The organism is Chitinilyticum piscinae, assembly GCF_015223195.1.
Taxonomy (GTDB): Bacteria; Pseudomonadota; Gammaproteobacteria; order Burkholderiales; family Chitinibacteraceae; genus Chitinilyticum; species Chitinilyticum piscinae.
This window is the reverse complement of record NZ_JADFUA010000013.1, coordinates 53,669-74,092: the sequence shown is the minus strand read 5'-3', so window position 1 is coordinate 74,092 and position 20,424 is coordinate 53,669. Positions and strand designations below refer to the sequence as shown.

The window sequence follows — 20,424 nt, the reverse complement described above, 5'->3', positions numbered from 1 at the left end:
TTCAAAGACGTTTGTAGGGGGAACGTCCGTGCCCGACAGGGGGCTGGCGAAGCAAGGGGTGACTTTGCGACTGCCCGTCAATCGGGAATGGCATCCTCATCCCAGTCGCCGCTGCCGCCGATGACGCGGTAGGCGACGTCGCTGCTGAAGCCGCGCCCGAGCAGGAAGCGCAGTTGCCGGGCCCGCTCCCTGGCATCCGCTGGCGGTGCGCCGAATTTCTTCTGCCACAGCCGCCTTGCCGCCGCCGTTTCGTCCTGCGCGTGCTCGGCCAGCGCGTTTTCCAGCACCTCGCCGGTGACGCCCTTCATGCGCAGCTCCTGGCGCAGCCGGTTCTGGCCGTAGCGCGCGCTGCGCTGGCTTGCCCATTGTTCGGCAAAGCGTTCGTCCGACAGCCAATTGCGATCTTTGAAATCATCGAGCACCTGTTCGACCAGCTCCGCGCCATCCTCGCCCGCCGCGCGCAGCAGCTTTTGCCGCAGTTCGGCACGCGAGTATTCGCGGCGGGCCAGCAGCGCGAGGGCCTTGTTGCGCAGGGTCTGGAGGAGGTCGGTCATTAAGTGATTACTCCTCATTCAATATTTGGATATTTAGTAGAGTCCGATTCGGCAGAGGCTTTTTTTGTAGACATCTGATCGGGTGTTGCTTCGTATCGCCTTCGGTCATGATGGTTAACCCGTCTGTCTGTGTTTGCATAACTGATCATCACGGGAATCGCAAAAACAAAAGGGGTTGCAAGAATATCCTGCAACCCCTTCAAAATGGCGCACCCAGCAGGGATCGAACCTGCGACCTTCAGCTTCGGAAACTGACACTCTATCCAACTGAGCTATGGGTGCAAAAGAGAGGACGCCGATGTTAGCGTGTTTGCCGCGATACGTCCACCGTCTTGGCGGTTTGTCGGCTGCAGGAATACCAGTATAATTGCCGGTTACCACACAGGGGTATTATTACCCCTGTATCACAACCGAATGATTCAACAAAGATAAAGGGATGCAGCATGAGCGGTTCCAACGGAGCAGCAGGCAAGGGACTCGCGGGTTTGTTCGCGGTCATCGTCGCCGGTCTGGTAATTCTGGTTTACCTTCTTTACAAGCTCTTCACCAGCGGTAGCGGTGTAAACCTCGCCAGCCCGACCATGACTGCATCAGCAGTAACGGCGCGGGTTGCTCAGGTCGGTGCCGAGAAGGTGGTCGCCGGTGGCGCGCCGGGCACCCGTAGCGGCCAGGCTGTTTACGAATCGCTGTGCTTCTCCTGTCACGCAACAGGTGCTCAAGGGGCGCCTAAGTACAAGGATGCGGCTGACTGGTCTGCTCGTATTGGTAAGGGCTATGAAACTCTGGTGAAGCACGCCATCGAAGGTTTCAATGCCATGCCGGCTCGTGGTGGTGGCGCAGATCTCACCGACGATGAAATCAAGCGCGCCGTGGCCTACATGGCCAATGCCGCAGGGGCCAAGTTCGAAGAGCCGAAGGCTGCGACAGGCGCTGCTGGTGGTGCTGCCGTTGATCCTGCCACCAAGGGCAAGGAAATCTATGGCCAGGTCTGTGTTGCCTGTCATGCTGCCGGTATCAGCGGCGCGCCGAAGTTCGGTGACAAGGCTGCCTGGGCTCCGCGTCTGAAGGATGGCGAAGATGCTGCCGTAGCGATCGGGCTGAAGGGCCTGAACGCGATGCCGCCCAAGGGGGGCTACAGCGGCTCCGATGAGGAATTCAAAGCTGCTGCGCTGTACATGATCCGCGCCAGCAAATAATTCCGCGCTTTGCGGGATAAGGAAACGGCAGCTGCGGCTGCCGTTTTTGTTTGTCTGAAATTTTGCCAGACTGGGGAATCAAGAATTATGAACGATCTGCTGGCCAAGACTGTCGCAGAAGAGTTGAGCCTGAAGTGCCTCAGTCGCTTTTGCTCGGCCCATGCCTGTTCTTTGCCACAGGCCTGTGATGTTCTGGCGGTCGAGATTGCCCGACGTTTTTTGCAAGGGAGTTTGCAATTTGATCAGGGCGATGTCGCATTGAATCACCTGTTGGCGGTGATGACGCAAACAGAGTTCTGGACTTTGCTGGAAAACAGCTATCCTCCGCTAGCCTTCGCCATTTACCGTGCGTTCGATGCTGGTGAGTATCACCATCCTGGTGACGCACCCACGCTTGATCCTGTCGAGCAATACACGCGACCGATGCTACTGGCTGTTTTCAATGCACTGCCGGAAGGTATCGGAGATAGCGAGTAGGCGTGTGTGTACGTGTAGTATTTGAACGGCTTCATGCTTGAGTTGGCGAGGGTATTGGTCTTCATTCCCGATCATTCTTGGGCTGCATGTGTAACAAGCCTATGCAAATCAAGACCAAACAAAAACCGCAGCTGATGCTGCGGTTTTTGTTTGCGCTGCAGTACTACTTCTTGCGCTGCGGAGGCAGGTCGGTGCACACGCCCTTGGCGACTTCAGCGGCCATGCCGATCGATTCGCCCATGGTCGGGTGCGGGTGGATGGTCTTGCCGATATCTACCGCATCCGCGCCCATTTCGATGCCCAGGCAGACTTCACCGATCATGTCACCCGCGTGCGGGCCGACAATGGCACCACCGAGAATCTGGCCGTTTTCGGCATCGAAAATCAGCTTGGTGAAGCCTTCATCGCGGCCGTTGGCGATCGCACGGCCGGATGCCGCCCACGGGAATACCCCCTTGGTGATCTTGATGCCATCCTTCTTGGCCTGGTCTTCGGTAAGGCCGACCCACGCTACTTCCGGATCGGTATAGGCCACGCCCGGAATCACGCGCGCATCGAAGAAGGCCTTGTGACCTGCGGCATTTTCTGCTGCAACGTGGGCCTCGTGCACCGCCTTGTGCGCCAGCATCGGTTGGCCGATGATGTCGCCGATGGCGAAGATGTGCGGCACGTTGGTGCGCATCTGCTTGTCGGTCGGGATGAAGCCGCGTTCGTCGACATACACGCCGGCCTTGTCGGCGCCAATCTTCTTGCCGTTCGGTGCACGGCCGGTGGAGTAGAGCACCAGATCGTAGCATTGCGGGCCTTCCGGTACTTTCGGACCTTCGAAGGTGACCCAGACGCCATCTTCCTTGGGCTCAATCGAGGTGGTCTTCGATTCCAGCATGATGTTGTCGAAGCGGTGCTTGTTCCAGTCCTGCCAGACCTTGACCAGATCACGGTCCGCGCCCTGCATCAGCCCGTTGGACAGTTCGACCACGTCCAGGCGTGCGCCCAGGGTGGAATAGACCGTGCCCATTTCCAGGCCGATAATGCCGCCGCCGATGATCAGCATGCGCTTGGGAACACTCTTCAGTTCCAGCGCGCCGGTCGAATCGACGATGCGCGGATCGTTCGGGATGAAGGGTAGCTTGACCGCTTGCGAGCCTGCCGCGATGATCGCCTGCTTGAACTTGACCACCTTCTTCTCGCCGGTCAGGTCCTTGCCAGTGCCGGAAGAAAGCTGGACTTCCATGTGGTAGGCATCCAGGAAGGCGCCGATGCCGCGCACCTGCTCGACCTTGCGCATCTTGGCCATCCCGGCGAGGCCACCGGTGAGCTTGTTGATGACCTTTTCCTTGTAACCGCGCAGCGCGTCGATATCCACTTCGGGCTTGCCGAACTTGATGCCGTTGGATGCGAGGTGAGCCACTTCGTCGATCACCGCCGCGTTGTGCAGCAGCGCCTTGGACGGAATGCAGCCTACGTTCAGGCATACGCCGCCCAGCGTGCCATAGCGCTCGACCAGTATGGTCTTCATGCCCAGATCCGCAGAGCGGAAGGCCGCGGAATAGCCGCCGGGGCCGGCACCCAGTACCAGCATGTCGCATTCAATGTCGACCGGGCCGGTGTAGCTGCCGGCAACCGGTGCTGCCGGCGCAGGAGCCGGAGCCGCCGCGGGAGCTGGTGCTGGCGCAACTGCGGTAGGCTTGGCCTCGGCCGCACCAGCGGCTTCCACCAGCGCAATCACACCGCCTTCGGAAATCTTGTCGCCGACCTTGACGACAACTTCCTTGATGACACCGGCGTGGCTGGCCGGCACTTCCATGGTGGCCTTGTCGGTTTCCAGCGTGATCAGGCTGTCTTCCACGGCTACGGTGTCGCCTGCTTTCACGAACACTTCGATGATGTCCACATTTTCGTGGCCGCCGATATCCGGTACTTTCAGTTCAATCAGATTGCTCATGTTTGTATCCTGTGAGGGGTATGTGGTGAGAGCTATTGCAGGGTATTGCTTGCGTGGCTATACCCTGCGGATGCCTCACAGAACCAGACGGCGGACGTCCGACAGCAGGCGGCCCAGGTACACGGTGAAGCGGCCTGCCGCAGCGCCGTCGATCACGCGGTGATCAAACGACAGCGACAGCGGGCACATCAGGCGCGGTGCGAATTCCTTGCCATTCCATACCGGTTTGATCTGGCTCTTGCACACCCCGAGGATGGCCACTTCCGGCGCATTCACGATCGGGGTGAAGCTGGTGCCACCGATGCCACCCAGTGAGGAGATGGTGAAGGTTGCGCCCTGCATGTCGGTCGGCTTCAGCTTGCCTTCGCGGGCCAGGCCGGACAGCTCGGTTAGCTCCTTGGAGATCTGCTTCAGACCCTTCTGGTCGACATCCTTGATGACCGGAACCACCAGGCCATTCGGGGTGTCGGCGGCAAAGCCGATGTGGTAGTACTTCTTCAGCACCAGGTTGTCGCCATCCAGCGAGGCGTTGAATTCCGGGAAGGCCTTCAGGGCTTCGGCGGCGGCCTTGATGATGAAGGTCAGCGGCGACAGCTTCAGACCGGACTTTTCCCATTCCTTGCCAATGGTCTTGCGGAAGTCTTCCAGTTCGGTAATGTCGCATTCGTCGTTGAATGTGACGTGCGGGATCATCACCCAGTTGCGATGCAGGTTCGCACCGGAGATCTTCTTGATGCGCGACAGCGGCTTGACTTCCACCTCGCCGAACTTGGCGAAGTCGACCTTCGGCCAAGGCAGCAGGTCCAGACCGCCGGCGGACACGCCAACGGCAGCGGCTGCAGCGGCCACCGGAGCGGCAGCGGTGCCGTTCATCACGGCCTTCACATAGGACTGCACGTCTTCATGCAGGATGCGCCCCTTCGGACCCTTGCCACCGATCTTGGCCAGATCGACTCCCAGCTCACGCGCAAAGCGACGTACCGACGGGGATGCGTGGGCCTTCAGGAAGGCCGCGTCGTCGATCTTGGCCGGCGCACTGGCTGCAACCGGAGCCGGAGCAGTGACCGCTGCGGCCGGAGCAGGCGCGGCAGCGGCAAGCGGAGCGGGGGCTGCCGCCGGGGCGGCGGTTGCGGCGCCGGCGCCCTTGACCACCAGAATCAGGCTGCCTTCGGAGACCTTGTCGCCGACCTTGATCGCGATGCTTTCCACAACGCCGGCGGCGGTGGATGGCACTTCCATGCTGGCCTTGTCGCTTTCCAGAGTGATCAGGCTGTCGTCGATCGCCACGGTGTCGCCCACCTTGACGTTGACTTCGATGACTTCAACCGCGTCGAAGTTGCCGATGTCCGGAACTTTCACTTCGATGCTGGCGCTACCTGCAGCAGCCGGGGCAGGTGCGGCTGCCGGGGCGGCAACAGGAGCCGGAGCAGCAGCCGGAGCCGGAGCGGCTGCGCCGGCCGATGCTTCAACCACGACGACGACGCTGCCCTCGGAGACTTTGTCGCCAACCTTGATGCGTACTTCCTTCACCACGCCGGCGTGGCTGGCGGGGACTTCCATGGTGGCCTTGTCGGTTTCCAGCGTGATCAGCGATTGTTCGACTTCGATGGTATCGCCGACGTTGACCATGACTTCGATGACGTCAACGTTTTCGTGGCCGCCGATGTCCGGGACTTTCAGTTCAATGATGTTGCTCATAGCGAATCCTTGTGAGGGGGAGGGGTGTCCTCCCCTCGGGTATGTTTCCAGAGGCTAACCGGTTATTGGCGTCCGGGCTTATACCGTCCACGGTGCCGGCTTGGCAGCGTTGATGCCGTACTTTTCGATGGCCTGGGCCACCACGTCCTTGCCGATCTTGCCCTCGTCGGCCAGGGCGCGCAGGGCAGCCACGGCAACGTAGTAGCGATCCACTTCGAAGAAGCGGCGCAGCGCCTGACGGGAATCGGAGCGACCGAAACCGTCGCAGCCGAGTACGACGTACTTGCCCGGAACGTATTCGCGGATCTGGTCGGCGTAGGTGCGCTTGTAGTCGGTGGAGGCAATGAACGGACCCGAGCGGCCTTCCAGCAGCTTGGACACGTACGGAACCTGCTGTTCACCCAGCGGATTCATCATGTTGTGGCGCACGGCGGCCTGGCCGTCGCGACGCAGTTCGTTGAAGCTGGTGCACGACCAGATGTCGGCATCCACGCCGAAGTCGGCCTTCAGCAGCTCGGCGGCGGCGATGACTTCGCGGAAGATGGTGCCGGAACCCAGCAGCTGCACCTTCAGCTTGGCCTTCTTGTCGCCTTCCTGGAACAGGTACATCCCCTTCAGGATGCCTTCTTCCGCGCCTGCCGGCATGGCCGGGTGGGCGTAGTTTTCGTTCATCACCGACAGGTAGTAATAGATGTTTTCCTGATTCTGATACATGCGGCGCATGCCGTCCTGCACGATCACGGCCAGCTCGTAGGCGAAGGTCGGATCATAGGAAACGCACGACGGGATGAATTCGGCAAACAGGTGGCCGTGGCCATCCTGGTGCTGCAGGCCTTCGCCATTGAGCGTGGTGCGACCGGCCGTGCCGCCGACCAGGAAGCCGCGGGCACGCAGATCGCCCGCCGCCCAGGCCAGATCGCCGATACGCTGGAAGCCGAACATCGAGTAGTAGATGTAGAACGGAATCATCGTATGGCCGTGGTTGGCATACGAAGTGGCTGCGGCAATCCAGTCGGACATCGCGCCGGCTTCGTTGATGCCTTCCTGCAGGATCTGGCCAGTCTTGGATTCCTTGTAGAACATCAGCTGGTCGGCATCCTGCGGCTCGTACAGCTGGCCGACGTGTGACCAGATGCCCAGCTGGCGGAACATGCCTTCCATACCGAAGGTGCGGGATTCGTCCGGAACGATCGGCACGATGCGTTTGCCGATCTGCTTGTCCTTCACGAGCGTGTTCAGAATGCGCACGAAGGCCATGGTGGTGGACATTTCGCGTTCGCCGGAGCTTTCCAGCATGGCCTTGAAGGCGTCCAGCCCCGGTACTTCCAGCGGCTCATTGACCGGCTTGCGGGACGGAATGAATCCGCCCAGCGCAGCGCGGCGCTCCATCATGTACTTGTATTCCTGGCTATCCTCGGACGGGCGATAGAAGGTGCAGGCCTTGGCCTCTTCGTCGGACAGCGGAATGTTGAAGCGGTCGCGCAGATGCAGCAGATCGTCGTCGCCCAGCTTCTTGGTGTTGTGTGCGGTATTCTGCGATTCGCCGGCAGCGCCAACGCCGAAGCCCTTCACGGTCTTGACCAGCAGCAGGGTCGGCTGACCCTTGTGCTCAACGGCCGCCTTGTAGGCTGCATACACCTTGAACAGGTCGTTGCCGCCACGGGTCAGTTTCCAGATGTCGTTGTCGGTCATGCCGGCAACCATGTCCAGCAGCTCCGGATACTTGCCGAAGAAATGCTCGCGCACGTAAGCGCCGTTCTTGGACTTGTAGGTCTGGTATTCGCCGTCGACGACTTCCATCATGCGCTTTTGCAGCAGGCCCTTCTTGTCCTGTGCCAGCAACGCGTCCCAGCCCGAACCCCAGACGACCTTGATTACGTTCCAGCCCGAACCACGGAAATCGCCTTCCAGTTCCTGGATGATCTTGCCGTTGCCGCGTACCGGGCCATCCAGGCGCTGCAGGTTGCAGTTGATCACGAAAATCAGGTTGTCGAGCTTTTCACGGCCGGCCAGCGAAATCGCACCCAGCGATTCCGGTTCGTCCATTTCGCCGTCGCCGCAGAAACACCAGACATGGCGGTCGCCCTTCTGGGTAAAGCCGCGGTCGTCCAGGTATTTCATGAAACGGGCCTGATAGATCGCCATCAGCGGACCCAGGCCCATCGATACGGTCGGGAATTGCCAGAAGTCCGGCATCAGCCACGGGTGCGGGTAGGAGGACAGGCCGTCACCGTCGACTTCGCGACGGAACTTGTTCAGCTGATCTTCCGAGATGCGGCCTTCAAGGAACGCGCGGGCGTACATGCCCGGAGCGCTGTGACCCTGGAAGTACACCAGATCACCGCCGTGATTGTCATTGGCGGCGTGCCAGAAGTGGTTCCAGCCCACGTCATACAAGGTAGCGGCAGAGGCAAACGAGGAGATGTGGCCGCCCGGCTCGGCCGGGTCACGGTTGGCTTTGGCGACCATGGCTGCTGCGTTCCAGCGGGTGTACGCGAGAATCCGCTCTTCCAGATCCGGCTTGCCCGGGTGTTTGGCTTGCAGGTGAGCCGGAATGGTGTTGATGTACGCGGTGGTGGCAGTGTACGGAATGTTCACTCCATCCTGGCGCGCATGATCGACCAGCTTCTCAACCAGAAAGTGCGCACGCTCTGCGCCTTCTGCCTCTAAAACACCATCCAGTGCATCCAGCCATTCCCGGGTTTCTTGGGGATCCAGATCGTGAAATTCAGCCATGTTGTGCTCTCTACCTTGTGAGTGGTTATGGGGTATAAGTCACGAATTCTTGCCGTGACAAGCCGCCATGGGTATACCCATGGCGGTAATTTTTGCCAGGTGACGATCGGTCAGTCCGGCGCTTAGCGCGGTGCGTTCCGCTTGTAGTAATTGATCAGGCCATTGGTTGACGCGTCGTGGCCGGTGGTCAGGCCCGGTGTCGTCAGGTCACCTTCGATGGCGCGGGCCAGTTGCTTGCCCAGTTCAACACCCCACTGGTCGTAGGAGTTGATGTTCCAGACCGTGCCCTGCACGAAAATCTTGTGCTCGTACAGTGCAATCAGCGCACCCAGGCGACGCGGCGTCAGACGCTGCATCAGGATGGTGTTGGTCGGACGGTTGCCTTCGAAGATCTTGTGCGGGACCAGCGCTTCCTGCGCTTCGCCGCTGATGCCCATCTTGTCGAGCTCCGCACGCACCTCGGCTTCATTCTTGCCGCGCATGAACGCTTCGGTCTGCGCGAAGAAGTTGGCCATCAGGATGGTGTTGTGCGGCTCCGGAATTTCCGGATGCTCGATGGTGGCGATGAAGTCGATCGGGACCAGTTGCGAGCCTTGATGCAGCAACTGGTAGTAAGCGTGCTGGCCGTTGATGCCGGTATCCCCCCAGACGACCGGGCCGGTGGCGTAGTCGACGCGGTTGCCGTTCAGGTCCACGGTCTTGCCGTTGGATTCCATGTCCAGCTGTTGCAGATAGGCGGGGAAGCGGTACAGGCACTGGTTGTACGGCGAAACCAGATGGGTCTTGGCGCCGAAGAAGTTGATGTACCAGACGCCCAGCAGGCCCATGATGACCGGCAGGTTCTGCTCGAAGGGCTTGCCCTGGAAGTGCTGGTCCATGGTGTAGGCACCGTGCAGCAGATCCTGGTAGTTGTGCTTGCCCAGATAGATCGCGATCGGCAGACCGATCGCCGACCACAACGAGTAGCGGCCACCGACCCAGTCCCAGAATTCGAACATGTTTTCGGTGTCGATACCGAATTCGGCGACCGCCTTGGCATTGGTCGACACGGCGACGAAGTGCTTGGCGATGGCCTTTTCATCGCCGGAATGCGCGACGAACCACTTGCGCGCGGTTTTGGCGTTGGTGATGGTTTCCTGGGTGGTGAAGGTCTTGGAGGCCACGATGAACAGCGTGGTTTCCGGGTTCAGGTCCTTCAGCGTGGAGACGATCTGGTCGCCGTCGACGGTCGACACGAAGTGCATCGTGATCCGTGCGTGTCCGTATTGCTTGAGTGCCTGGCAGACCATCAGCGGGCCAAGGTCGGAGCCGCCGATGCCGATGTTCACGATGTCGGTAATCGCCTTGCCGGTGTAGCCCAGCCACTCACCCGAGCGTACCTTGTCGGAGAACTCGCCGATCTTTTCCTTGACGGCGTTGACCTTGGGCATCACATCCTCGCCATCCACCATGATGGGGTTCTTGTCGAGGTTGCGCAGCGCCGAATGCAGAACGGCGCGCTTTTCGGTGATGTTGATTTTCTCGCCGGAGAACATGTTGTTGATGCGCTCCTGCAGGCCGGACTGGCGGGCCAGCTCGAACAGCAGACGCATGGTTTCTTCGGTCACGCGGTTCTTCGAAAAATCGAAGAACAGGCCGCCCGATTCGATCGAGAATTTTTCGAAACGGTGCGGGTCGTTGGCAAACATATCGCGCATGCTTGCGCCCTTGATCGCTTGATAGTGATCTTCCAGGGCTTTCCAGGCTGGCGACTGGGTCAGGGTGGACATCGACTGGCTTCCTTTCTTTTCTGTATCGTTCTTGCTTGTGGTGTTGCGGCGGGGGCCGCTTTTCTTCTTGTTTTCAGTGCTCATGGCCGCGTACCCGTTTTTCCTTCAGGTTGCGTTTCATTTTTTCCAGCTGGTCGATCAGCTCCGGGCCGCGCTTGAGCGCCACTCCGACAGCCAGCACGTCAATGATCACCAGGTGCACGATGCGGGTGATCATCGGGGTGTAAAGATCCGGATCTTCCATGGTATCGGCGTACAGGCAGATATTGCAGCGCTTGGCCAGGGGCGATTTCGAGTGGGTGATGCCGATGACGTCTGCCCCCGCATCGCGGGCGATTTCCACCGAGCGAATCAGGTCGAGGGTACGGCCCGAGTTGGAGATGGCCACCACGGCGTCACCCGGCTTGAGCATCGAAGCACTCATGCCGTGCATGTGCGGATCAGTATAGGCAACGGTCGGCACGCCCAGGCGGAAAAACTTGTTCTGCGCATCAATGGCTACGGCGCCGGACTGACCCTGCCCCCAGACCTCGATCTTGTGGGTGTTCGACAGCACCCGGATGGCGCGCTCAAGCGCTTCGGTGTCGAGCTCGTTGCGGCACCGCAGCAGGTGCGAGATATTGTTGTCGAACAGCTTCTTGGCCAGATCATGCGCCGAGTCATCGCTCGACACCATCGAATGCACGTAAGGAACGCCGGATACGAGGCTGCGCGTGAGGCGCAGTTTGAAATCCTGCAGGCCGGAGCAATTCAGCGAGCGGCAGAAGCGGATGACGGTGGGCTGGGAAACGCCGGACAATTCGGCAATCTGGGCAATCGGCGCATTGGCCACCAGATTGGGTTGCGCAATGACGAACTCGGCAACTTTGCGTTCGGATTTGGACAGACTGTCCAGCATGCTTTTGATGCGTTCGAGCATGGTGGGCTCTCACTCTCGGATGCGGGCGCCAGACCCCGGTAGGGGGCTGGGCCGGAAGGAAAAAACGATGCGGACGCTGGCGGCTGGCATGCTGGAGGTCAGGCGGCCCAGAACACGTGCGCCTTGCCGGCAACCCGATCCAGTACGCGACGGATCGGGTATTGTTCGGTCAGCGGCTTGTCTTCTGCCAGCGCCGTTTCCAGCAGGGTCTTCTTGCTGTCGCCCGTGATGTGCACGGCGATTGCCGCGGCGGCGGCGATTGCCGGCAGGGTCAGGGTGATGCGCAGGTGGGGGGCTGTGACCGGGTTGATCGCGGCAACGAGTGCCGTGGATGCACAGGCGGCTTCCAGCTCCGGAGCCTGCGGGAACAGCGAAGCCGTATGGCCATCGTCGCCCATGCCCAGGATGAGTATGTCAATGGGAGTCTTCATGTTGCTGAGGCGTGCCTCGATACCCGACAGCCCATCATGCGGCGTTGCCGCATCATTCACCATGGAGTGGAAGGTGGCGGCGGCGACAGGGCCCTGCAGCAGGTTTTCGCGCGTCAGGCGCTCGTTGCTGTCGGCATGGTCATTGGGAACCCAGCGCTCGTCGACCAGCGTGATGTCCACCTGCTGCCAGTCGATCTCCAGCGCCTGCAGTGCGCGGAACATGCCGGCCGGCGTGCGGCCGCCGGACACGGCGAGGCTGGCGCGGCCATCGCGTGCAATCGCGGTGCGCAGGCGTTCTGCGATGAATCCAGCCAGCTGCTGGTCAAGCTCTTCTTTCTTGGCGAATTGATGCCATGTCAGCGACATGAAAATAAACCTCCGGTGTGCGAGTGTAGCACGGGATAGGGGAAAACCCGTACGCATTGCATACGGGTCGGCCTTGCTGGATCAGGCCTCTTCGTGCCAGCACAGCCCATCGCGCGAGAGCAGGGCCGACGAAGCGGCCGGGCCCCAGGTGCCGGCGGTGTAGGGCTTTGGCGGTTCGTTGCTGTTGCGCCAGTGCTCGAGAATCGGCTCAACCCACATCCACGCGGCGCGTTGTTCGTCGCGGCGCACAAACAGCGACAGATCACCGCGGATGACGTCCATCAGCAGGCGTTCGTAGGCTTCCGGCGAGCGGGTGGTGAAGGTTTCCTTGAAGTCCAGATCCAGATGCACCTGGCGCAGGCGCGGACGATTGCCCGGCTCCTTGGCCAGCAGGTACATGCGCACATACTCGTCGGGCTGCAGGCGAATGACCAGCTTGTTGGCACCGGCGGCAACCTTGCCGAAGATGGAGGTCGGAGCTTCGCGGAAATTGATCACGATTTCGGCGATGCGATCCTGCAGGCGCTTGCCGGTGCGCAGGAAGAACGGTACGCCGGCCCAGCGCCAGGTCTGGATCTCGGCCTTTAGGGCCACAAAGGTTTCCGTGTGGGAGTCAGCCGGAACGCCCGGTTCTTCCAGATAGCCCGGTACCGGTTTGCCGGCGACCGCACCGGCACGGTACTGGCCGCGCACGACGTTGGTGTGCAGGGTTTCGGGAGTCAGCGGCTTCAGCGCGCGCAGCACCTTCAGCTTTTCGTCGCGAACCGCGTCAGCGTCGATCGAGGCCGGCGGCTCCATGGCCACGATGGTCATCAACTGGATCAGGTGGTTCTGGATCATGTCACGCAGTGCGCCCGCCTTGTCGTAGAAGTCGGCACGGGTTTCGACGCCGACCTGCTCGGTCACGGTGATCTGTACGTCACGAATCCATTCGCGGCGCCACAGCGGCTCCAGCAGGGTGTTGGCAAAGCGCAGAGCGATCAGGTTCAGCACCGGCTCCTTGCCCAGATAGTGGTCGATACGGTAGATCTGGTTTTCTTCGAAGTAGACGCTGACTTCGTCGTTGATCTTGCGCGCGGAGGCCAGGTCATGGCCCAGCGGTTTTTCCAGTACCACGCGCGAGTTCGGGGTGTTCAGGCCCACCGCGTCGAGGTTTTTGCAGATCGGGGCAAACAGGTCGGAAGCGGTCGAGAGGTAGTAGACGCGGCTGCGATCCGGGAAGGTATTCAGGGTTTCGGCCAGGGCCTTGAAATCATCGGTGTTGCCGGCGTCGACCTTGTGGAAAATCACGCGATCGGCAAAAGTCTGCCAGTCGGTCTCGTTGTAAGCCTTGCCCAGGTAGCCCTTGGCCAGGCCATGGGCCTTGTCCAGATAGGCCTTGGTGTCGGAAGCGCTGCGTCCCAGACAGATGATGCGCCCTTCGGCGGGGAGGTTGCCCTCCTGATGCTGGTGGTACAGGGCCGGCAGCAGCTTGCGCATAACCAGATCGCCGGTGCCGCCGAACAGCACCATGTCGAACGCTTGAATTGCAGTCATCGTTGAAATCCTTCCTTGGTGGGCCGGCCTGGACGGGCAGGTCGGGGTGAGCCAGTTTTTCAGGCTGTAAGTCGTTGTAATCCTACTACATTGGCGAAGGCTGGTGCAAACGAAAATGCGCTGAGCGGGGTGCGCTGTGTCCTGCAAGGGTTTGCGGCGGCAAGCCTTGATGGAATAAGGGTTTTGCTGCACTGCAAAATGTTAAAAATACAGCGTTTTCCGGTTGCTGCAAGCATTCGATTGTAGTAAAACTACGCTCAATCTACGAGGCGCCAAATCAGGCGTCCACCTTAATGAACCGGAGTCACCCATGCCGCTGCATCCTCGCCTGGCCGAAGTTACCGATCGCATCATTGCCCGTAGCCAACCGTCGCGCAGTCGTTACCTCGCCCGACTCGAGGCAGCGGCCAGCAAGGAGCCGGTGCGCAAGGGGCTGGCCTGTACCAATCAGGCGCACGCCTGGGCGGCCATGCCGGAAAACGACAAGATCATGCTGCGCGAGATGCGCCAGCCGAATATCGCCATCGTGTCTGCGTATAACGAGATGCTGTCGGCGCACCAGCCCTTCGAAACCTATCCGGCGATCATCAAGGCTGCCGCCAATGCGGTCGGTGCGACCGCCCAGTTTGCTGGCGGTGTTCCAGCCATGTGCGATGGCGTGACGCAAGGCCAGCCGGGCATGGAATTGTCGCTGTTCAGCCGTGACGTGATCGCCATGTCGACCGCCGTGGCGCTGTCGCACAATATGTTCGATGCCACCCTCTGTCTGGGCGTGTGCGACAAGATTGTGCCGGGCTTGCTGATGGGCGCCCTGCAGTTTGGCCATCTGCCGACCATCTTCGTGCCGGCCGGTCCCATGACCTCCGGCATCTCCAACAAGGAAAAAGCCAAGACCCGCCAGCTGTTTGCCGAAGGCAAGGTGGGGCGTGATGCGCTGCTGGCTTCCGAAGAGGGCAGCTACCACGGTGCCGGCACCTGTACGTTCTACGGTACGGCCAACTCCAATCAGATGCTGATGGAAATCATGGGCCTGCACCTGCCGGGAGCTGCCTTTACCAATCCGGGTACCGAATTGCGCGTGGCGCTGACCCGTGCCGCTGCCAAGCGGGCTGCGGCCATTACCTCGCTGGGCAATGAATTCATTCCGGTCGGCAAGGTCATTGATGAAAAGGCCATTGTCAACGGCATCATCGGCCTGCTGGCGACCGGCGGCTCGACCAATCACACCATCCACCTGATCGCGATTGCCCGTGCAGCCGGCATCATCATCGACTGGTCGGATTTTAACGACCTCTCCGGCATCATCCCGCTGCTGGCCAAGGTGTACCCCAACGGCTCGGCCGACGTGAACCACTTCCATGCAGCTGGCGGCATGGGCTACCTGATCCGTGAATTGCTCGATGCCGGTTTGCTGCACGAAGACGTGTGGACCGTTGTCGGGCATGGCTTGCGTCGTTATGCCGACGAGCCTTTCCTGGAAAATGGCGAGGCCGTCTGGCGTGCAGCGCCGGCACAAAGCAGCGACGACAGCGTGCTGCGCCCAGCGAGCAACCCGTTTGCCGCAGATGGCGGCACCAAGCTGCTGGCGGGTAACCTGGGGCGCGCGGTGATCAAGGTGTCCGCGGTGGCGCCGGAGCATCGCGTCGTGGAAGCGCCGGCCATCGTCTTTGATGATCAGGATGATGTACTGGCGGCCTTCAAGCGCGGTGAGCTGGAAAAGGATTTCATCGCCGTTCTGCGCTTCCAGGGGCCGCGTGCCAATGGCATGCCGGAACTGCACAAGCTGACCCCGCCGCTGGGCGTGCTGCAGGATCGCGGCTTCAAGGTGGCGCTGGTGACTGACGGCCGCATGTCCGGCGCGTCGGGCAAGGTGCCGGCCGCCATCCACATTACCCCGGAAGTCGTATCCGGCGGTCCGCTGGGCAAGGTGCGCACCGGTGACGTGATTCTGCTGAATGCCGAAACCGGCGAGCTGGCGGCCAAGGTAGACGCGGCCGAATGGGCTGCCCGTGAGGTGGCGACAGCGGACCTGGCCGGCAATGGCCACGGCATGGGGCGCGAGCTGTTTGCATCCTTCCGTGCGGCGGCCACTGGCGCGGAAGAGGGCGCAATTTCGCTGGGGCTGGCTCACTGAGCCGGTGGTTTTGCCGCAGGGCAGCCCAGTATTCGAATACCAAGTGCGGCCGTCGAGGACGGCCTGATCAAGAACACCAACCAAGAGATGAGCTTCATGGATATCAAACAGATCATGCGTTCCTGCCCGGTCATGCCGGTCATCGTGATTGAAGACCTGGATACCGCAGTTCCGCTGGCCCGCGCACTGGTGGCCGGTGGCATCAAGGTGCTGGAAGTCACCCTGCGTACCCCGGTTGCGCTGGATGCCGTCAAGGCGATTGCCGATGCGGTGCCGGATGCCATCGTCGGTGTGGGTACCGTGGTCCGTCCGGAGCAGTTCGTTCAGGCCAAGGCCGCTGGCGCCAAGTTTGCCGTGACCCCGGGTCTGACCCCGAAGCTGGCTGCGGCGGCGCGTGAAGCCGGCATGCCGCTGCTGCCGGGCGTGCATACCGCTTCCGAAGTGATTGCCGCAATGGAAGAAGGTTTTGACGCCATGAAGCTGTTCCCGGCCGAGCAGGCTGGTGGTCTGGGTATGCTGAAGGCGCTGGGCGGCCCGCTGCCGCAAGTGCTGTTCTGCCCGACCGGTGGCGTATCGCTGGAATCGGCGCCAAAGCTGCTGGCACTGCCGAATGTCGGCTGTGTTGGTGGCTCCTGGCTGTGCCCGAAAGATGCCGTCAAGGCCGGCGACTGGGCAACTATCACCAAGCTCGCCAGCGAAGCGGCTGCGCTGCGTCCGTAATTCTCCGCATCCGGCCGGTGCATGCGCTTGGCATGTGCCGGCATCCTGCTAGAATCAGGGCTTGTCGTGTCGCGCTGCACCATCCGGCCGACAGTTCCTGACCCGCATGCAAGAATCTGACGGTTTTTTGTCATGGCACAAAGGCAGGCTGCCCGGCCTGCTGCATGCTTAACCGTCTCGTATATCGTTCCATCCTCTATTTCTGGAGATGATCCATGGCTATCAAAGTAGGTATCAATGGTTTTGGCCGTATCGGCCGCATGGTTTTCCGCGCTGCTGTCTACAACTTCGCCGATGACATCGAAATCGTTGGTATCAACGACCTGCTCGAGCCGGACTACCTCGCCTACATGCTCAAGCACGACTCCGTGCACGGCAAGTTCAAGGGCGACGTGAAGGTGGAAGGCGGCAATCTGGTCGTGAACGGCAAGACCATCCGCCTGACCGCCGTGAAAGATCCGGCTGAACTGAAGTGGGGCGACATCGGTGCCGACATCGTGGTTGAGTCCACCGGCCTGTTCCTGACCAAGGAAACCTGCGAGAAGCACATTGCTGCCGGCGCCAAGAAGGTCATCATGTCCGCACCGTCCAAGGACGACACTCCGATGTTCGTGTACGGCGTGAACGACAAGACCTACGCCGGTCAGGCCATCATCTCCAATGCATCCTGCACCACCAACTGCCTGGCACCGATCGCCAAGGTCATCAACGACAACTTCGGCATCAAGCGCGGCCTGATGACCACCGTGCACGCGGCGACTGCAACGCAAAAGACCGTTGACGGCCCGTCGAACAAGGACTGGCGCGGTGGCCGCGGCATTCTGGAAAACATCATCCCGTCCAGCACTGGCGCTGCCAAGGCCGTGGGTGTGGTGATTCCGGAAGTGAAGGGCAAGCTGACCGGCATGGCCTTCCGCGTTCCGACTTCCGACGTATCCGTGGTTGATCTGACTGTCGAGCTGGAAAAGGAAGCCTCCTACGCTGACATCTGCGCCGCCATGAAGGCCGCTTCCGAGGGCGACATGAAGGGCGTGCTGGGTTACACCACCGAGAAGGTCGTTTCGACCGACTTCCGTGGCGAAGCCTGCACTTCCACCTTCGATGCCGACGCCGGTATCGCGCTGGACAAGACCTTCGTCAAGCTGGTGGCCTGGTACGACAACGAGTGGGGCTATTCCAGCAAGGTGCTGGAAATGGTTCGCGTGATGGCCAAGTAATTCGCCATCAAGCACCAACAAAAAACCCGCTTCGGCGGGTTTTTTGTTAGGTATTGCCTTGCAGCTTATTGAGTGATTGGCTTGCGGGCGGATACCCGCCTGCTGTTGTTTCAGCGTTCGCGACTGAAGCTGATCCTGCCCTCGCTGGCATCGACCCGGATCACGTCCTTCGGGCCGAAGTGGCCGGCGAGCAACTCCTTGGCCAATACATTCTCGATCTGCTGCTGGATCGCGCGCTTCAGCGGCCGCGCGCCATACACCGGATCGAAGCCGGCTTCCGCCACCAGGTCGAGCGCGGCATCGCTGCAGATGAGACTGATGTCCATCTGCGCCAGCCGCGCTTCCAGCCGGCCGAGTTGAATGCGGGCGATATTGCGGATGGCCGCCTGATCCAGGCCGTGGAACACCACCACCTCGTCGATGCGGTTGATGAACTCGGGGCGGAAATGCGTCTTCACCTCGGCCATCACGGCGAGCTTGACCACCTGGTAATCTGAATCTGCCATCATCTGGATGTGCTGGCTACCGAGGTTCGACGTCATCACGATCACGGTGTTCTTGAAATCCACCGTGCGACCCTGGCCGTCGGTGAGGCGCCCGTCGTCGAGCACCTGCAGCAGCACGTTGAACACGTCCGGATGGGCCTTCTCGACCTCGTCGAGCAGGATGACCGAGTAGGGCTTGCGGCGGACGGCCTCGGTGAGATAGCCGCCTTCCTCATACCCTACATATCCCGGCGGCGCGCCGATCAGCCGCGCCACCGAGTGTTTTTCCATGAATTCGCTCATGTCGAGCCGGATGATGTGCTCGTCGGTATCGAACAGGAAGGCCGCCAGCGCCTTGGTGAGTTCGGTCTTGCCGACGCCGGTGGGGCCGAGGAACAGGAAGGAGCCATACGGCCGGTTCGGATCGGCCAGACCCGAGCGTGAACGACGGATGGCGTCCGCCACCAACGTAACCGCCTCGTGTTGTCCAACCACGCGGCGGTGCAGCGCGTCTTCCATTTTCAGCAGCTTGTCGCGCTCGCCTTCCATCATCTTGCTGACCGGAATGCCGGTGGCGCGGCTGACCACCTCGGCGATTTCTTCGGCGCCGACCTGGGTGCGCAGCAGCTTCGGCTTGTCACTGCCACCGGCCTCGCTGGCTTCGGCGGCTTTCAGCTTGGCCTCCAGTGCCGGCAGTTCGCCGTATTGCAGCTCGGACACTTTTTGCCAAACGCCTTCGCGCTTGAGCGCTTCCATCTGGTTTTTCAGCTTCTCGATGTCTTCCTTGATGGCCTGGCTGCCAAGCACCGAGGCTTTTTCGGCCTTCCAGATTTCTTCCAGATCGTTGAACTCGCGCTGCAGGCGTTCGAGTTCTTCCTCGATCAGCGCCAGGCGGCGCTGCGAGGCTTCGTCCTTCTCCTTCTTGACCGCTTCGCGCTCGATCTTCAGCTGGATCATGCGGCGTTCGAGCTTGTCCATGACTTCCGGCTTGGAATCGATTTCCATCTTGATGCGGCTGGCGGCTTCGTCGATCAGGTCGATGGCCTTGTCCGGCAGGAAGCGGTCGGTGATGTAGCGGTGCGACAACTCGGCGGCGGCGACGATGGCCGGGTCGGTGATGTCGACACCGTGGTGGATTTCGTACTTTTCCTGCAGGCCGCGCAGGATGGCAATGGTGGCCTCGACGCTCGGTTCGTCCACCAATACTTTCTGGAAGCGGCGCTCCAGCGCGGCATCCTTTTCGATGTATTTGCGGTATTCGTCGAGCGTGGTGGCGCCAATGCAGTGCAGCTCGCCGCGCGCCAGTGCGGGCTTGAGCATATTGCCGGCATCCATCGCGCCATCGGCCTTGCCGGCGCCGACCAGCGTGTGCAGCTCGTCGATGAAGATGATGTTGTTGCCTTCATCCTTGGCGAGTTCGTTGAGCACGGCTTTCAGGCGCTCCTCAAACTCCCCGCGGTATTTGGCGCCAGCCAGCAGGGAGGCGAGGTCCAGAACCAATACCCGCTTGGATTTCAGCGAGTCGGGCACTTCGCCGTTGACGATGCGCTGCGCCAGCCCTTCGACGATCGCCGTCTTGCCCACGCCCGGCTCGCCGATCAGCACCGGATTGTTCTTGGTGCGGCGCTGCAGCACCTGGATGGCGCGGCGGATTTCGTCGTCGCGGCCGATCACCGGGTCGAGCTTGCCGGCCTTGGCGCGCTCGGTCAGATCGACGGTGTATTTCGACAAGGCTTCGCGCTGTTGTTCGGCATCGGCGCTGTTGACGGCTTCGCCGCCACGCGCGGCGTTGATGGCGGCTTCAATCGAGTTGGTCTGCCCGCCGTGCTCCTTGAGCAGCTTGCCGGCGTCGCCCTTGTCGCCGGTGAGCGCCAGCAGGAAGAGGTCGCTGGCGATGAACTGGTCGTTGCGCTTCATGGCCAGTTTTTCGGTGGCATTGAGCAGATTGCCCAGATCTCGGCCAATGCTGATGTCGTGGTCGCCGCTGACATTCTTGGCGAGCTGCTTGATCTTGCCATCCAGCGCGTTTTTCAGCGCCTGCACATTGACGCCGGCGCGTGCCAGCAGCGCCGGGGCGCCGGAGTCCTGATCCGCCAACAGGGCCGCGAGCACGTGCACCGGCTCGATGGCCGGGTTGTCATTGGCCAGTGCCAGGCTTTGTGCGTCTGACAGGGCCTGCTGGAATTTGGTGGTGAGCTTATCGAGTCGCATGGTGAAAACCCTCTTTAATTCATGGTCATA

The 20,424-nt window shown here is 61.0% G+C and carries 14 protein-coding genes, 1 tRNA gene and 1 pseudogene; 6 read left to right on the top strand and 10 right to left on the bottom strand.

Features of this window, described 5'->3' with window-relative positions; genetic code table 11:
• Positions 1-77: 77 nt before the first annotated feature.
• On the bottom strand, positions 78-554 hold the full coding sequence (gene recX / locus INR99_RS15860; protein WP_194117355.1) for a recombination regulator RecX: 477 nt from the start codon (positions 552-554) through the stop codon (positions 78-80).
• A 205-nt stretch (positions 555-759) separates the two neighbouring features.
• Positions 760-836, bottom strand: a tRNA-Arg gene (locus INR99_RS15855).
• 161 nt (positions 837-997) lie between these two features.
• Here INR99_RS15855 and INR99_RS17950 point away from each other — a divergent pair.
• From INR99_RS17950 to INR99_RS15845, 3 genes and pseudogenes are all read left to right on the top strand, one after another.
• Positions 998-1,459, top strand: a pseudogene (locus INR99_RS17950) (c-type cytochrome); the annotation flags it as partial.
• Positions 1,433-1,750, top strand: a complete 318-nt coding sequence (locus INR99_RS17945) for a c-type cytochrome (protein WP_373308307.1) — start codon at positions 1,433-1,435, stop codon at positions 1,748-1,750. The pseudogene INR99_RS17950 and the gene INR99_RS17945, both read left to right, overlap by 27 nt.
• Before the next feature lie 87 nt (positions 1,751-1,837).
• Complete coding sequence (locus INR99_RS15845) at positions 1,838-2,227, top strand: hypothetical protein (RefSeq protein ID WP_194117353.1); 390 nt, start codon at positions 1,838-1,840, stop codon at positions 2,225-2,227.
• 163 nt (positions 2,228-2,390) lie between these two features.
• Here INR99_RS15845 and lpdA read toward each other — a convergent pair whose 3' ends face one another.
• From lpdA to zwf, 7 genes are all read right to left on the bottom strand, one after another.
• The gene (lpdA, locus tag INR99_RS15840) at positions 2,391-4,172 is read right to left on the bottom strand and encodes a dihydrolipoyl dehydrogenase (protein WP_194117352.1); all 1,782 of its coding nucleotides are present in this window, start codon (positions 4,170-4,172) and stop codon (positions 2,391-2,393) included.
• A gap of 75 nt (positions 4,173-4,247) precedes the next feature.
• Positions 4,248-5,870: a dihydrolipoyllysine-residue acetyltransferase gene (gene aceF / locus INR99_RS15835; RefSeq protein ID WP_194117351.1), complete on the bottom strand. Its 1,623-nt coding sequence runs from the start codon at positions 5,868-5,870 to the stop codon at positions 4,248-4,250.
• 78 nt (positions 5,871-5,948) lie between these two features.
• Positions 5,949-8,606 (bottom strand): pyruvate dehydrogenase (acetyl-transferring), homodimeric type, encoded by a 2,658-nt coding sequence (gene aceE, locus INR99_RS15830; RefSeq protein WP_194117350.1) that lies wholly within the window; start codon positions 8,604-8,606, stop codon positions 5,949-5,951.
• Between the two features lie 122 nt (positions 8,607-8,728).
• On the bottom strand, positions 8,729-10,375 hold the full coding sequence (gene pgi / locus INR99_RS15825; RefSeq protein ID WP_194117349.1) for a glucose-6-phosphate isomerase: 1,647 nt from the start codon (positions 10,373-10,375) through the stop codon (positions 8,729-8,731).
• A 73-nt stretch (positions 10,376-10,448) separates the two neighbouring features.
• Positions 10,449-11,294, bottom strand: coding sequence for a transcriptional regulator HexR (gene hexR, locus INR99_RS15820; RefSeq protein WP_194117348.1), 846 nt, complete (start codon positions 11,292-11,294; stop codon positions 10,449-10,451).
• 98 nt (positions 11,295-11,392) lie between these two features.
• Complete coding sequence (pgl, locus tag INR99_RS15815; RefSeq protein ID WP_194117347.1) at positions 11,393-12,091, bottom strand: 6-phosphogluconolactonase; 699 nt, start codon at positions 12,089-12,091, stop codon at positions 11,393-11,395.
• Between the two features lie 81 nt (positions 12,092-12,172).
• On the bottom strand, positions 12,173-13,627 hold the full coding sequence (gene zwf / locus INR99_RS15810; protein WP_194117346.1) for a glucose-6-phosphate dehydrogenase: 1,455 nt from the start codon (positions 13,625-13,627) through the stop codon (positions 12,173-12,175).
• Positions 13,628-13,937: 310 nt separating this feature from the next.
• On the opposite strand from zwf, the gene edd reads away from it, so the two are divergent.
• The 3 genes from edd (at position 13,938) to gap (ending at position 17,698) form a co-directional block, all read left to right on the top strand.
• The gene (gene edd / locus INR99_RS15805; RefSeq protein WP_194117345.1) at positions 13,938-15,761 is read left to right on the top strand and encodes a phosphogluconate dehydratase; all 1,824 of its coding nucleotides are present in this window, start codon (positions 13,938-13,940) and stop codon (positions 15,759-15,761) included.
• Between the two features lie 96 nt (positions 15,762-15,857).
• On the top strand, positions 15,858-16,481 hold the full coding sequence (locus tag INR99_RS15800) for a bifunctional 4-hydroxy-2-oxoglutarate aldolase/2-dehydro-3-deoxy-phosphogluconate aldolase (RefSeq protein WP_194117344.1): 624 nt from the start codon (positions 15,858-15,860) through the stop codon (positions 16,479-16,481).
• Between the two features lie 215 nt (positions 16,482-16,696).
• Positions 16,697-17,698, top strand: a complete 1,002-nt coding sequence (gap, locus tag INR99_RS15795) for a type I glyceraldehyde-3-phosphate dehydrogenase (RefSeq protein WP_194117343.1) — start codon at positions 16,697-16,699, stop codon at positions 17,696-17,698.
• Positions 17,699-17,808: 110 nt separating this feature from the next.
• Here gap and clpB read toward each other — a convergent pair whose 3' ends face one another.
• A complete protein-coding gene (gene clpB, locus INR99_RS15790; RefSeq protein WP_194117342.1) occupies positions 17,809-20,394 on the bottom strand; it encodes an ATP-dependent chaperone ClpB in 2,586 nt (861 codons plus the stop codon).
• Between the last annotated feature and the right edge of the window lie 30 nt (positions 20,395-20,424).